This is a genomic window from Micromonospora sp. NPDC049580 (assembly GCF_040675595.1).
GTDB lineage: Bacteria > Actinomycetota > Actinomycetes > Mycobacteriales > Micromonosporaceae > Micromonospora.
Map to the genome: position 1 here is coordinate 1 of NZ_JBFAPG010000140.1, position 12556 is coordinate 12556.

The window sequence follows — 12556 nt, forward strand, 5'->3', positions numbered from 1 at the left end:
TTCATCCAGAGCAGCACGATCGTGCCGACGCCGGCCGCGACCAGCAGGCCGCCGAGCAGGATGATCAGGTACGACCCGAAGCCGCCGCCGTCGTCCTCGTTGGCGGCGTTCGCCGGGGCGCCCGGGCTGGCCGCCTCGGACGGCTGCTCCTCGCCATCCTCCTCGGTCGCCTCCTCGGTGGGGAGGGCCTCGGCGGTGGCGGACGGCGTGGCGCTGGGCGTCACCTCGACCTTGATCTCCAGGCTGATCCGCTGGCCGGTGATGGACTGCCCGGCACTCGCGGTGAAGTTCTTGAACGCCTTGATGTTGTCGGAGGACGCACCGAGGTCGATACGCCCGGGAGCGATCGGAGCGGAGGTGCTTCCGGTGAAGCGGAAGTTGCCGCTGCCGTCGCTCAGGGCGTCGTAGCGGTGACCGGCGCTGTCCTGCAGGACGACGAAGGCATTCGGCACCGCGGTGTTGTCGGCCTTCTTGACCACCTTGCCGGACACCGACTTCACGGTCTGCGTCTGCTGCGGCGTCGGCGGAGCCGCGGCCTTGCCCTTCACGGTCAGCGCGACCGTGGCGGTGTCCGGGCCGGAGTCGGCCTCGACGGCCACCGTGACGGTGGCGGTCGCGTCGCCGGCGTTGTCGTTGGCGGCGATCCTGACCAGCACCGACTTGGCCTGCGGGTTGCCCAGGCCGGGGAAGTCGACGTCGCCGCAGCCGCTGGCGCAGCTGACGCCGGACGGCAGGCCGGAGAGACTGATCTTGGCCTTCCGGTCGTTGTCACCGGGAGTGACGCGCACGGTGATCGTGGCGTCGCTTCCGGCGTTCACGGTGACCGAGCCGGGGGAGACGTCGACCTCTGCGGCCAGGGCTGGTGTGGCGGGGACGGCGAGCAGAGCGCCGGCAACCAGCGCTACGACCACACCGGCCCGCTGCTTCCAGGCACGTCGGTGTGTTGACACGTCCACCGCCTTCCGGGCTGACTTCCCTTGACCGGCGGGGCGCCGGGCCGGGGATCATCACGGTACGAATACGCCGTCGGCCACTATGCCTTGTCTGACTGGATCGGCGCGACCCAGGGCCAGCGTCGAGTGCTTCACCTGTGCGTCGTATCGTCCCGTCGTGTCCTCTCCGCACAGTAAGTCCGCCGCCGTGGCGGCGGCTTTGTCGGCGCTTGACGAGGGTCGTACGCCCGAACGGCCGGTACTCCGGGAGGCGGTCCGGTCCTTGTTGGCCGTCCTCGCGGAGCGCGCCCCCGGCCGATCGGTGGAGGTGCGCGTCCCACCATACGGTGCGATCCAGTGCGTTCCCGGTCCTCGACACACCAGGGGAAACCCGCCGAACGTGGTCGAGATGTCCCCGCAGACCTGGTTGGGGCTGGCCACCGGCCGGATCGCGTGGGCCGAAGCGGTCACCGATGGTCGCGTTCAGGTGAGTGGCATCCGGGCGGACCTCTCGGCGTACCTGCCCCTCTAGCTGCGCGGATGTCCGAGTGATCGTGACTCTCGGCAGGGAAATCGTGACTATCTGTATCGACGGCGACTCGCGTACACTGTCAGGCGACGACAGTGGTCCCGGCCGAGGAGTGTGGATCCGCACCGTGATCCCCGCCAGGCCGGTCCAGACCAGCATGAGGGAGCGGTAGTGCCCCGAGGCGACGGCCGGCTGAGCCACGACCTTGACCCCCAACGACCCGGCCCCCAGGACGCCTGCGGCGTCTTCGGTGTCTGGGCCCCCGGTGAAGAGGTCGCCAACCTGACCTACTTCGGCCTCTACGCCCTGCAGCACCGTGGCCAGGAGGCCGCAGGCATCGCGGTGAGCGATGGCTCGGGCGTGGTGGTCTACAAGGATCTCGGCCTGGTGGCCCAGGTCTTCGACGAGCCCACCCTGGCCAGCCTGCGCGGCCACCTGGCGATCGGCCACGCCCGTTACTCCACGACCGGCGCCTCCAACTGGGAGAACGCCCAACCGACCATCCGGTCGACAAGTTCCGGCACGACCATCGCGCTGGCCCACAACGGCAACCTGGTCAACACCGCCGAGCTGGAGAAGGAGGTCGCCGAGCGCGGCCTGGTCGCGGACGGCTCGACCAACGACACCTCGCTGGTGACCATGCTGCTGGCCAGCCATCCGGACCTGTCCGTCGAGGCGGCCGCGCTCGAGGTGCTGCCGCAGCTGCGCGGGGCGTTCAGCTTCGTCTTCATGGACGAGTCGACGTTGTACGCGGCCCGCGACCCGCACGGCGTGCGCCCGCTGGTGCTCGGCCGGCTGGAGCGTGGCTGGGTGGTGGCGAGCGAGACCGCCGCGCTGGACATCGTCGGCGCCAGCGTGGTGCGCGAGGTCGAGCCCGGTGAGCTGATCGCGATCGACGAGGAGGGGCTGCGCTCCACCCGGTTCGCGTCGCCGGAGCCGAAGGGCTGCCTCTTCGAGTACGTCTACATCGCCCGCCCGGACGCCACCATCGCCGGGCGCAACGTGCACGCGGCGCGGGTGCAGATCGGTCGTCAGCTGGCCAAGGAGCACCCGGTGGAGGCCGATCTGGTCATCCCGGTGCCCGAGTCCGGCACGCCGGCCGCGATCGGTTACGCGGAGGCGTCCGGCATCACCTACGGCGCGGGCCTGATGAAGAACCCGTACGTGGGCCGCACCTTCATCCAGCCATCGCAGACCCTGCGCCAGCTGGGCATCCGGCTCAAGCTCAACCCCCTGCGGCAGAACGTCCGCGGCAAGCGGCTGGTGGTCGTGGACGACTCGATCGTGCGCGGCAACACGCAGCGGGCCATCGTGCGGATGCTGCGCGAGGCGGGGGCGCTGGAGGTGCACGTCCGGATCTCCTCCCCGCCGGTCAGCTGGCCGTGCTTCTACGGCATCGACTTCGCCACTCGGGCGGAGCTGCTGGCCAACGGGTTGGACAACGACGGCATCCGGCGTTCCATCGGCGCCGACACGCTGGGTTACGTCTCGCTTCCTGGCCTGATCGCCGCGACCGAGCAGCCGAAGACCCGGCTGTGTCGGGCGTGTTTCGATGGGGAGTACCCGATCGAGCTGCCGGCCGGCAACCTGATCGGCAAGCACGTCCTCGAAGGGGTGGGCCGCCGGGTCGCCAACGCGACGCCGGAAGCCCCGGACAGCTTCGGCCCGCTCGTCGCCACTCCGGGTGGCGTGACCGCAAACCGCCCGTAGCACCAACCGGCGCGGCCCGGCCACCGCCGGCGCGGCACCGAGAACCACAAAGGGGAGAACCGTGACGCACGTGTCCGAGCGCAGCGGCGCAGGAAGCAGCCCGACCGGCGCTGGCGGCGACCACCAGCCGTGGACGGGCGGTGCTGGCCGTCAGGCCCGTAAACGCTCGGTCTCGTACGCCGACGCCGGGGTCTCCATCGACGCGGGTGACCGCGCGGTGGAGCTGCTCAAGTCGAAGGTGCGCCAGACCCGTCGCCCCGAGGTGCTGGGTGACCTCGGCGGCTTCGCCGGCCTGTTCCGGCTGGACACGAAGAAGTACAAGAGCCCGATCCTGGCGTCCTCGACCGACGGTGTGGGCACCAAGCTGGTGATCGCCCAGCAGATGGACATCCACGACACGGTCGGCATCGACCTGGTCGCGATGGTCGTCGACGACCTGGTGGCCTGTGGCGCCGAGCCGCTGTTCCTGCTCGACTACATCGCCACCGGCGAGGTCGTTCCGGACAAGGTGGCCGAGATCGGCGCGGGCATCGCCGACGGCTGCCGGTACGCGGGCTGCGCGCTGCTGGGCGGGGAGACCGCTGAGCACCCCGGTGTGCTGCGCCCGGACGAGTACGACATCTCCGCCACCGGCGTGGGCGTGGTCGAGGAAGCCGACATCCTCAGCCCCGAGCGGGTCGAGGTGGGCGACGTGGTGATCGCCATGCGCTCCTCCGGCCTGCACTCCAACGGCTACTCCCTGGTCCGCCACGTGCTGCTGGGCGCGGCCCGGATGCGTCTGGACATCGTGATCGACGACTTCGGTCGGCAGCGGACCCTGGGTGAGGAGCTGCTCACCCCGACCAAGATCTACGCCAAGGACTGCCTCAAGCTGATCGCCGAGGCCGACGTGCGGGCGCTGTCCCACATCACCGGCGGCGGCATCCCCGGCAACCTGGTCCGGGTGCTGCCGGAGCACGTCGACGCGGTGGTCAACCGGTCCACCTGGAAGCCGCAGCCGATCTTCGACCTGATCCAGTCGAAGGGCCGGATCGACGACCACGACATGGAGTCGACCTTCAACATGGGTGTCGGCATGTTCGCGATCGTCTCGGCCGAGGACGCCGACCGTGCGCTGGCCACCCTGACCGGCCGTGGGGTCGAGGCGTGGCAGGCTGGCGAGATCATCGAAGGCACCGGCAACGTGCAGATGGTCGGTCAGCACACTCGCGGATGATCACGCTCCGGTGATCGTACGGGCACCTGATCAGGGCTTCACCCGAGTGGCCAGTGCCGCCTAGCCTGAAGGGCTCAGGCTGGGCGGAGGAGGGTGATGGCTGCGGGGGAACCGTCGTTCAGCGGGATGCGCGGTCTGGCCGCGGTCCCGTCGTACGTCGTCATGCAGCCGACGACCCTCTGCAACCTCGACTGTGCGTACTGCTACCTGCCGTTTCGGGCCGCTGACCGGCGGATGTCGGTGCCGGTGGCCGAGGCGGTGGCAGCGGCGGTCAACCCGTGGGCGGCGGCCGGTCGCTTTTCCGTCGTGTGGCACGGCGGCGAGCCGCTGGCCGCCGGTCGGGAGCACCTGGCCGACCTGATCGCGCCCTTCGGGCCCGAGGTCGAGCACCACGTGCAGACGAACGCCACGCTGATCGACGACGAGTGGTGCGCGTTCTTCGCCCGGCACGAGGTGCGGGTGAGTGTGAGCGTGGACGGGCCCGCCGAACGCAATGGCGACCGGGTCAACCGTGGCGGTCAGCCGGCGTACGACCGGATCCTGCGCGGTGTGGCGGCGCTGCGCCGACACGGGCTGCCCTTCTCCGCGCTGGCCGTGGTGTCCCGGCCGGCGCCGGGGCTCGCCGCCGAGTTGTACGACTACTTCCTCGGGCTGGGCTGCGACGTGCTGGGCATCAACATCGAGGAGACCGAGGGCGTCAACACCCGCGACAACAGCCATGACGCGGCGGCGGTGACGGCGTTCTGGGCCGAGTTGGTGTCGGCCTGGCGCAAGGAGCCCCGGATCCACCTTCGCGAGGTCGAGTGGTCGCTGCGGTACGCGGCGGCGGTGCTCGACGGCGCGGCGGACGGCGTGTTGCCCCGTCGGTTGGACCCGATCCCGACCATCGGGCACGACGGCTCGGTGACCGTGCTCTCCCCGGAGCTGGCCGGGTTCACCGATCCGCACTACGGCGACTTCAGCAGCGGGAACGTGCTGGCCACTCCGTTGGCCCGGATCCTGACGGACGCGGCGTCGACGCCCTGGGTGGGCGAGTTCCTGGGGGGCGTGGAGGCGTGCCGGGCGTCCTGCCCGTACTTCGGCTTCTGCGGCGGCGGTCATGCCGCCAACCGTTACTTCGAGCTGGGGCGTTTTGACGGTACGGAGACCGAGCACTGCCGCAACAGCAAGATCCGCCTATTGGAGGGAGTGTTGGAGCATGCCCGAGACCACCAGTCACCGGCGGCCTGAGCGCGAAGCGGACGACGCCCCGGACGGAGTGACCAAGCGGGTGCGGGAGGCCGCCCCCGGGCTCGTCGCGCTGCTTCAGGAAGCCGAGGACGCGCGGCGGCTGCGGGCGGAGGTGTCGGGCGGAGACGGCGTCAGCGCGGTCTGCGCCTGGAACCACTTCGAGAACATCCCGACCTTCTACAACTGGAACAACCGCCCGCGCTGAGGCCGACCGTGATCAGGGGCCTGTCGGCCGGCCGGAGTGACCTCCGGCCAGGGCAGGCCCCTGATGATCGGCACCGGTCTCGCTCCCGATGGGCACATGCGTGAGCACGCGGGGGTCACCGCGTGCTCAGCTGCGTCGAGAGGTCAGCGGGTCGGTCGGACCCAGGGATCCGGGTCGTCGTCCGCGTGATTCTCATCATCGTCGTCGACGAACTCTTTCGAGTCGTCGTCGAAGTGGTGCTCAGACTTACCAGCACCCGCCAGTTCGCGCTGCAAGGCGGTGAGGTCGGTGTTCGGGGAGTGGTACTTCAACTCCCGGGCCACCTTCGTCTGCTTGGCCTTAGCACGGCCGCGCCCCATGGCTCGACCCCCTCGCACAGAATGCGGGGCAGCCCGAAGGCGGGCCCCGATGACGTCAGGCATCTCTCGTGGCTCTTACGGTACATGGGGATGCCATCGTTCGGCACCTCGGGTTACCGTCGGCCGGCTCTGCGCGTCGCGGCGATCCGGCCGTCACCCAGTGTACCTGGTAAGGAGCGGAACGAAGAGCACCCGTGACACCGGACAAAACACGCCAAACTTGACCCGGCCTCAGCTTACCGAGTCGGACCGGCGCGGGAGGCCCGGAGGCGGATCTCGGTCGATCCGCCTCCGGCTCCGGGAGGGGTCAGCGCAGGTGGATCGTGCGCAGCCGACCGACCTCGGCCATCCGCCGCTCGGCCAACCGGTCCGCGGCGACCGCCGGCGGCACGCCCTCGGCGTCCGCCAGGTGCAGGATCTCGCGGGTGGTGTCGTAGATCCGGGTGGCCCGCAGCTTTGCCCGCTCGAAGTTGAAGCCCTCGATCTCGTCGGCCACCTGGATCACGCCGCCGGCGTTGACCACGTAGTCCGGGGTGTAGAGGATGCCCCGGTCGGCCAGCAGCTTCTCGATGCCCGGGTGCGCGAGCTGGTTGTTCGCCGCCCCGGTCACCACCTTCGCGCGCAGCGCCGGCACCGTGTCGTCGTTCAGCGCGCCGCCCAGCGCGCACGGGGCGTACACGTCGATGTCCGCAGCGACCAGCGCGGTGGCGTCGTCCACCAGGGTGACCTGCGGGTGGTTCGCGCGCACCCAGGCCAGGGCCTTCGGGTTGACGTCGGTGGCGACCACCTCCGCGCCGTCCTCCAGCAGGTGCCCGGTCAGGTACTTGCCGACCTTGCCGAGGCCCGCCACGCCGACGCGCCGGCCACGCAGGCTCGGCGTGCCCCAGACGTGCTCGGCGGCGGCCCGCATCCCCTGGAAGACACCCCACGCGGTCAGGATCGAGGAGTCGCCGGCGCCGCCGTGCTCGACGCTGCGGCCGGTCACGTACCGGGTCTCGCGGGCGATGATGTCCATGTCGGCGACGTAGGTGCCGACGTCGCAGGCGGTGTAGTAGCGGCCGGCCAGCGACTCCACGAAGCGGCCGTACGCGCGCAGCAGCGCCTCGCTCTTGATCTGCTCCGGGTCGCCCCAGATGACGGCCTTGCCGCCGCCCAGGTCCAGCCCGGCGAGAGCATTCTTGTACGCCATCCCGCGGGACAGGTCGAGCACGTCGGCGAGCGCGTCGTCCTCGCTGTCGTAGGGGTAGAAGCGGGTGCCGCCGAGCGCGGGCCCCAGCGCGGTGGAGTAGATCCCGATGATCGCCTTCAGGCCGCTCTGTTTGTCCTGGCAGAAGACGACCTGTTCGTGACCGGTCGATACCGGGTCGTCGGTGCTCGCGAATACGCCCATGACTGGCTCCTACGGTGGTGTGCGTTCCTTGTGGGACGCGGACCTGGTGGACCCCGGCGGGGATGCTGCCGGTGCGGTCGAGCCTAGTATCGGCCGCCGAGCGGCCGCCCGACGTGCCGGCGTCATCTCACGTTGCGGCGCGCGTGGTCCGGCCGCTGGGCCCGTACGGGTGCGGTTCGTGGGAGGATCGCGCGGTGCCGTCGCTCTTCGCTTCTTACCTGCGCGTGTACGAGCCGCTGACCGCCTTCGACCGGGACCGGCAGAGCTACTGGCGCCGCTACGTCTCCGAAGGGCGGGCGGTCGCCCCGGTCGAGGGGCCCGGCCGCCAGCGGACGGCGGTGATCGAGGCGCTGGGCGCGGGCTGGACCCGGCTGCCCGACCTGCCCGAGGAGGCGTACGTCCTGGAGACGGACGACGGCCTGCTGGTCTGCCCCTGGAACCTGCGCATCCGGGTCGCCGAGGCGGCGCTCAACGCCCGGGACGGGGTGCCCTCGGTGCTCGCCGACGCCTTCGTGCCGCCGGTGCTCGCCGGGCAGGCCAGGGCGGTCGTCGACGACTGGCGCAGCGGCGCCCGGGTGCTGGAGCACGGTGTGCCCCGGGTGCACGAGCAGATCGCCACCTGGGGCGTGCCGCTGCGGTGGTTCGTGCTCTTCGACCCGGCGGAACGGGACCTGGTCACCGAACCGGGCCGGCGGGCGCTGCGCTACCGGACGGAGATCTCCAAGGCCCGTCGCCGATCGTCGCGGGCGCTGTCGGTGCTGCGTAAGTCGGTGGGCGAGGCGCCGATCACCGAGGCGGTGGAGGAGGCGGCCCGCTGGCTGGAGGAGTTCCACCCGCGCTCGGTGGTGGAGCTGGACTACGGCGGCCTGGTCGCCCTGCTCTCCGACGAGACCCTCGCCGCGGACGACTCGCCGGAGCTGGTCGCCGGTGGCCTTGCCGGGCTGTCGCGCGGCGAGGCCGAGGAGGCGTCCGCCGCGTACGACAAGTTGGTGGCCCGGTGGCGTGCCGTGCAGCTGCTGGAGCGGTGCAACTAGGGCATTTCACCCCAGAAGCGCTCCCAAGGCGAGGTGCGCTCGTAGTTGACGCATCACGAACCGTGATCATGAGTCCGAATAAGGTAGTTTCTGCCGTGTAAAAGTCGTAAAAATCGGGCATGGTTCATCCGTCCGTCTAGGGACCTTCATCCGTTCGGCCCATGTCGGACATCGGGGACTAGCCGGACCATGGGAGACGCGTCGGCCGGCGGGACCCCGGCCGATGTCTATACATGTGGAGGAGTGACCGATGGCATCGCGAACGCACGAACCAGAGCCGCTACTCACACCGGCCGAGGTGGCGTCGATGTTCCGTGTCGACCCGAAGACGGTGACCCGGTGGGCGAAGGCGGGCAAGCTCAGTGCCATCCGCACCCTGGGTGGCCACCGTCGATACCGCGAGTCGGAGGTCAGGGCGCTGCTGCAGGGTCAGATCCCGCAGCAGCGGCAGGGCGACTGAGCCGGTACGAGTTTTTCCGACAAAGGGCGGTGGATCTCGATCCGCCGCCCTTTGTCGTGCCCGCCCTCAGCGCTGCCCCTCGGTCAGCGTGACCCGGATGCCGACCGTGCCGCCCTCGCCGCGGCGCAGCCGGCTGCCGAGCAGGCTGAGGCGGCCGATCAGCCGGTACTTGTGCTTGAGCAGGTCGCGCACCCGGCCCGTGTCGCGGCCACCGTAGAGGGTCGCGTGGGCGGGCACCTCCGCCCCGTGCGGCCGGCCCCGGACGTCACACGGGGCCACGGTCACCTCGCCGTTGTGGCGGATCCGCTTCACCTTCCCCGAGTCGGCCCGGGTCCAGACGGCCAACGCGTCTCCGTCGCGGACCGCCCAGACCGGGGTCGGCACCGCCCGACCGTCCTTGCGGAAGGTCGTGAGCAGAAGATATTTCTCGGCCGACAGCCGGTCCAGCGTGGTCACGCCGCCAGGATACGGCCGCCGCGGGCAATCAGTGGCCGGATAGCGTGAACCCCGTGACGGGGGAGCCTCTAATCGGTGACGTGGTCGGCGAACTGCTGCGGGATGCGCTCGCCGTGGCCACCGGGGTCGGGCCCCGGCCCATGGTCGGCGGGCGGCTGCCCCGGCCGGTCATCGAGATCATCGAACGGGACGACGGCCTGATCAACGGCGCTCCGGCCGCGCACTACCTCGACGGGCCAGCCGACTGGCAGCCGTACGACCACCGGGCCGTCGACCGGGCCCGGGGCGAGACGCTGGACGTCGGCACCGGGGCCGGCCGGATCGCGCTGCTGCTCCAGGAGCGTGGCGTGCCGGTCACCGGGCTGGACACGTCGGCGGGCGCGCTCGCGGTCAGCGGGCGTCGCGGCGTACGGCGGCTGGTGCACGGCACGGTGGACACGCACGTCGCCGACGGCCAGCGGTACGACACGTTCCTGCTGCTCGGCAACAACCTCGGGCTGTTCGAGGGGCGGGAGCGGGCACCAGTGTTCCTGGCCGCGCTCGCCGCGCTGGCCCGACCGGGGGCGCAGATCATCGCGCACGGCACCAACCCGTACGGCACCCGCGACCCGCTGCACACCGGCTATCACGAGCGCAACCGCCGCCGGGGCCGGCTCGGTGGCCAGCTGCGACTACGGCTGCGCTACCGGGAGCTGGGCACCGAGTGGTTCGACTATCTGGTCTGCTCGCCGGACGAGTTCGCCGAGCTGGTGCACGGCAGCGACTGGCAGCTGACCGATGTGGACGACCGCGACGCGCCCTACTACCTGGCCACCCTGCGCCTCGCCGGCTGACCGGAAAGGGGGACCCTCGTCGGAGGGCCCCCCTTTTTTCGGCAGATCAGACCTGGACGGTCGGGGGCAGCTGCTCGGGCGGGAGGCCGCCATCGCCGTCGACCACCTCGTCGGGGGTGCCGTCCTCGTCGATGTCGACCATGGTGATGTCCACCTTGCCGTCACCGTCGGTGTCGAACTGGAACAGGTCGGCCTTGCCGTCGCCGTCGGTGTCCACCACCCACACGTCGGTCTTGCCGTCGTTGTTGGTGTCGGCGCGCAGCAGGTCGACCCGCTCGTCGCCCCGGGTCTCCACGGTCTCGGAGTTGGTGCTCTCCCCGGTGGTGACGCTCTCCGGTGCCTGGCTCATCTCGATGCGGTCCTTCCCTCTGGGTTGACAGGCCGTACGTACCCGATCGAGCGCTCCCCCAAGCCTGGGCGGGTTCGTCGTGCTGTTTAGGGTCGCACCATGAGCGAGCGGAGCGGGCCGAGCACCCGGGCCGGCGTGGCGGGGACCCCGCGCGCCACCGGGGCGGACAGGGAGGCGTGATGAACGATCGTTTCGTGGTCGTCGGTGCGGGCACGATGGGGCTCGGCATCGCGTACGTGGCGGCCGGAGCCGGGCACGCCGTCGAGCTGGTCGAGGTGGACCCAGCCCGGGGCGCGACCGCGCTGACCCGGCTCGCCGACCTGTGGGAGCGGGCGGTGCAGCGCGGCAAGCTGACCGCCGACGAGGCCGCCGCGAACCGGGAGCGAGTGACGCTGCGCCCGAGCCTCGCCGAGGTCGCCCCCGCTCCCGGAGTGCTCGTGGAGGCGGTGCCGGAGCGGCTCGACCTCAAGCGGACGGTGCTGCGGGACGCCGCCGCCCTGAGCCCGGCCCTGCTCGCGAGCAACACGTCGAGCATCGCCATCGGCGAGTTGGCCGCGGGCCTGGACGCGCCCGAGCGCTTCCTCGGCCTGCACTTCTTCAACCCGGTCTGGGCGATGGCGCTGCTGGAGATCGTGGTTGGCCCGGCTACCGCCGAGGAGACCACCGCGGCGGCCGTCGCGCTCGCCGGCCGGCTCGGCAAGGACCCCGTCGTCGTACGCGACCTGCCCGGCTTCGCCACCTCCCGGCTCGGGGTCACCCTGGGGCTGGAGGCGATCCGGATGGTCGCCGACGGGGTGGCCAGCCCGGCCGACATCGACAAGGCGATGGTGCTGGGCTACCGACACCCGATCGGGCCGTTGGAACTCACCGACCTGGTCGGCCTGGACGTGCGGCTGGACATCGCCCGCACCCTCCAGGCCGCGTACGGGGACCGCTTCGCGCCGCCGGAGCTGCTGGTGGAGATGGTGGCCGCCGGCCGGCTGGGCAAGAAGTCCGGGCACGGCTTCTACCACTGGGACGGCGGGGTCAAGCGGTGAGCGCGGTGGTGAACGGAGGGTGGGCACGGTGAGCGGTCTGCGGATCGAGGAGCGGCCGGATCGGCTCGTGGTGACGCTGGCCCGGCCCGAGAAGCGCAACGCCATCGACGCCGACCTGATCGCCGAGCTGCACCAGGTCTGCGCCGAGCTGGAGGCGCACCCCCGACTGCTGCTGTTGACCGGTGGCGCGGAGGGCATCTTCGCCGGCGGCGCCGACATCGGTCAGCTCCGCGAACGGGGCCGCACGGACGCGCTGGCCGCGATCAACTCGGCGGCCTTCGCCCGGATCAGGGCGCTGCCGATGCCGAGCGTGGCCGCCGTCGACGGCCCGGCGTTGGGCGGTGGCGCGGAGCTGGCGTACGCCTGCGATCTGCGGGTGTGCACGGCGCGGGCGGTCTTCGGCCAGCCGGAGGTGCGGTTGGGCATTCTGGCCGGCGCGGGCGCGACCCACCGGCTGCCCGCCCTCATCGGCGAGGGCCGGGCCAAGGAACTGCTGTTCACCGGCCGGCGGGTGGACGCCGCCGAGGCGCTGCGCATCGGTCTGGTGAACCGGGTGGTGGACGAGCCCGGCGACCTGCTGACGGTGGCGCACGGGCTGCTCGACGAGATGGCGCAGGGCTCCCCGCTGGCGTTGCGCCTCACCAAGCTGGCGGTGGACGCGCCCGCCGCCGCACATCCGCAGCTCGACCTGGTCAGCCAGGCGGTGCTCTTCGAGGACGAGGAGAAGCACCGCCGCATGACCGAGTTCCTGGAGCGCCGCCGAGCCCGCTGAGGCGGAAACGAAGGACGGCCGCACCGGCTCCGAAGCCGGTGCGG

Annotated in this window: 14 protein-coding genes and 1 pseudogene; 10 read left to right on the forward strand and 5 right to left on the reverse strand. The window is 71.2% G+C overall.

Going from position 1 to position 12556, the window contains the following annotated elements; all coding sequences use genetic code 11:
* Positions 1–950 (reverse strand): annotated as a pseudogene (locus AB0J68_RS14265) (carboxypeptidase regulatory-like domain-containing protein); the annotation flags it as partial.
* A 190-nt stretch (positions 951–1140) separates the two neighbouring features.
* Between AB0J68_RS14265 and AB0J68_RS14270 the strand changes: the two are divergent.
* From AB0J68_RS14270 to amcA, 5 genes are all read left to right on the forward strand, one after another.
* A complete protein-coding gene (locus tag AB0J68_RS14270; RefSeq protein WP_354853900.1) occupies positions 1141–1464 on the forward strand; it encodes a sterol carrier family protein in 324 nt (107 codons plus the stop codon).
* A 168-nt stretch (positions 1465–1632) separates the two neighbouring features.
* The gene (gene purF, locus AB0J68_RS14275; RefSeq protein WP_354853477.1) at positions 1633–3171 is read left to right on the forward strand and encodes an amidophosphoribosyltransferase; all 1539 of its coding nucleotides are present in this window, start codon (positions 1633–1635) and stop codon (positions 3169–3171) included.
* Positions 3172–3232: 61 nt separating this feature from the next.
* Complete coding sequence (purM, locus tag AB0J68_RS14280; RefSeq protein ID WP_354853480.1) at positions 3233–4387, forward strand: phosphoribosylformylglycinamidine cyclo-ligase; 1155 nt, start codon at positions 3233–3235, stop codon at positions 4385–4387.
* Between the two features lie 126 nt (positions 4388–4513).
* A complete protein-coding gene (amcB, locus tag AB0J68_RS14285) occupies positions 4514–5617 on the forward strand; it encodes a cyclophane-forming radical SAM peptide maturase AmcB (protein ID WP_354853903.1) in 1104 nt (367 codons plus the stop codon).
* On the forward strand, positions 5586–5822 hold the full coding sequence (gene amcA, locus AB0J68_RS14290; protein WP_354853483.1) for a multiple cyclophane-containing RiPP AmcA: 237 nt from the start codon (positions 5586–5588) through the stop codon (positions 5820–5822). Before amcB ends, amcA begins: the two co-directional genes overlap by 32 nt.
* Positions 5823–5965: 143 nt before the next feature.
* On the opposite strand, the gene AB0J68_RS14295 is transcribed toward amcA, so the two are convergent.
* Both AB0J68_RS14295 and AB0J68_RS14300 read right to left on the reverse strand, forming a co-directional pair.
* Entirely contained in the window at positions 5966–6181 is a 216-nt protein-coding gene (locus AB0J68_RS14295; protein ID WP_007454329.1) for a DUF3073 domain-containing protein, read from the reverse strand.
* A 307-nt stretch (positions 6182–6488) separates the two neighbouring features.
* Entirely contained in the window at positions 6489–7571 is a 1083-nt protein-coding gene (locus AB0J68_RS14300) for a Glu/Leu/Phe/Val dehydrogenase (protein ID WP_355134085.1), read from the reverse strand.
* Positions 7572–7765: 194 nt separating this feature from the next.
* Here AB0J68_RS14300 and AB0J68_RS14305 point away from each other — a divergent pair, with 194 nt between their 5' ends.
* Entirely contained in the window at positions 7766–8605 is an 840-nt protein-coding gene (locus AB0J68_RS14305) for a hypothetical protein (protein WP_234583169.1), read from the forward strand.
* 250 nt (positions 8606–8855) lie between these two features.
* The gene (locus AB0J68_RS14310; RefSeq protein WP_007073996.1) at positions 8856–9065 is read left to right on the forward strand and encodes a BldC family transcriptional regulator; all 210 of its coding nucleotides are present in this window, start codon (positions 8856–8858) and stop codon (positions 9063–9065) included.
* Positions 9066–9131: 66 nt separating this feature from the next.
* Here the strand turns inward: AB0J68_RS14310 and AB0J68_RS14315 are convergent, their stop codons facing one another.
* Positions 9132–9521 carry a PPOX class F420-dependent oxidoreductase gene (locus tag AB0J68_RS14315; protein WP_234583170.1) on the reverse strand — a complete coding sequence of 130 codons (390 nt, stop codon included), beginning with the start codon at positions 9519–9521 and terminating at the stop codon, positions 9132–9134.
* A gap of 53 nt (positions 9522–9574) precedes the next feature.
* On the opposite strand from AB0J68_RS14315, the gene AB0J68_RS14320 reads away from it, so the two are divergent.
* The gene (locus AB0J68_RS14320) at positions 9575–10354 is read left to right on the forward strand and encodes a class I SAM-dependent methyltransferase (protein ID WP_355064650.1); all 780 of its coding nucleotides are present in this window, start codon (positions 9575–9577) and stop codon (positions 10352–10354) included.
* Positions 10355–10400: 46 nt separating this feature from the next.
* Here AB0J68_RS14320 and AB0J68_RS14325 read toward each other — a convergent pair whose 3' ends face one another.
* The gene (locus tag AB0J68_RS14325; protein ID WP_354853497.1) at positions 10401–10703 is read right to left on the reverse strand and encodes a hypothetical protein; all 303 of its coding nucleotides are present in this window, start codon (positions 10701–10703) and stop codon (positions 10401–10403) included.
* Positions 10704–10882: 179 nt separating this feature from the next.
* Here AB0J68_RS14325 and AB0J68_RS14330 point away from each other — a divergent pair, with 179 nt between their 5' ends.
* Together AB0J68_RS14330 and AB0J68_RS14335 are read left to right on the forward strand one after the other, a co-directional pair.
* The gene (locus AB0J68_RS14330; protein ID WP_354853500.1) at positions 10883–11740 is read left to right on the forward strand and encodes a 3-hydroxyacyl-CoA dehydrogenase family protein; all 858 of its coding nucleotides are present in this window, start codon (positions 10883–10885) and stop codon (positions 11738–11740) included.
* Positions 11741–11768: 28 nt separating this feature from the next.
* Entirely contained in the window at positions 11769–12512 is a 744-nt protein-coding gene (locus AB0J68_RS14335) for an enoyl-CoA hydratase/isomerase family protein (RefSeq protein ID WP_354853502.1), read from the forward strand.
* Positions 12513–12556 lie beyond the last annotated feature (44 nt).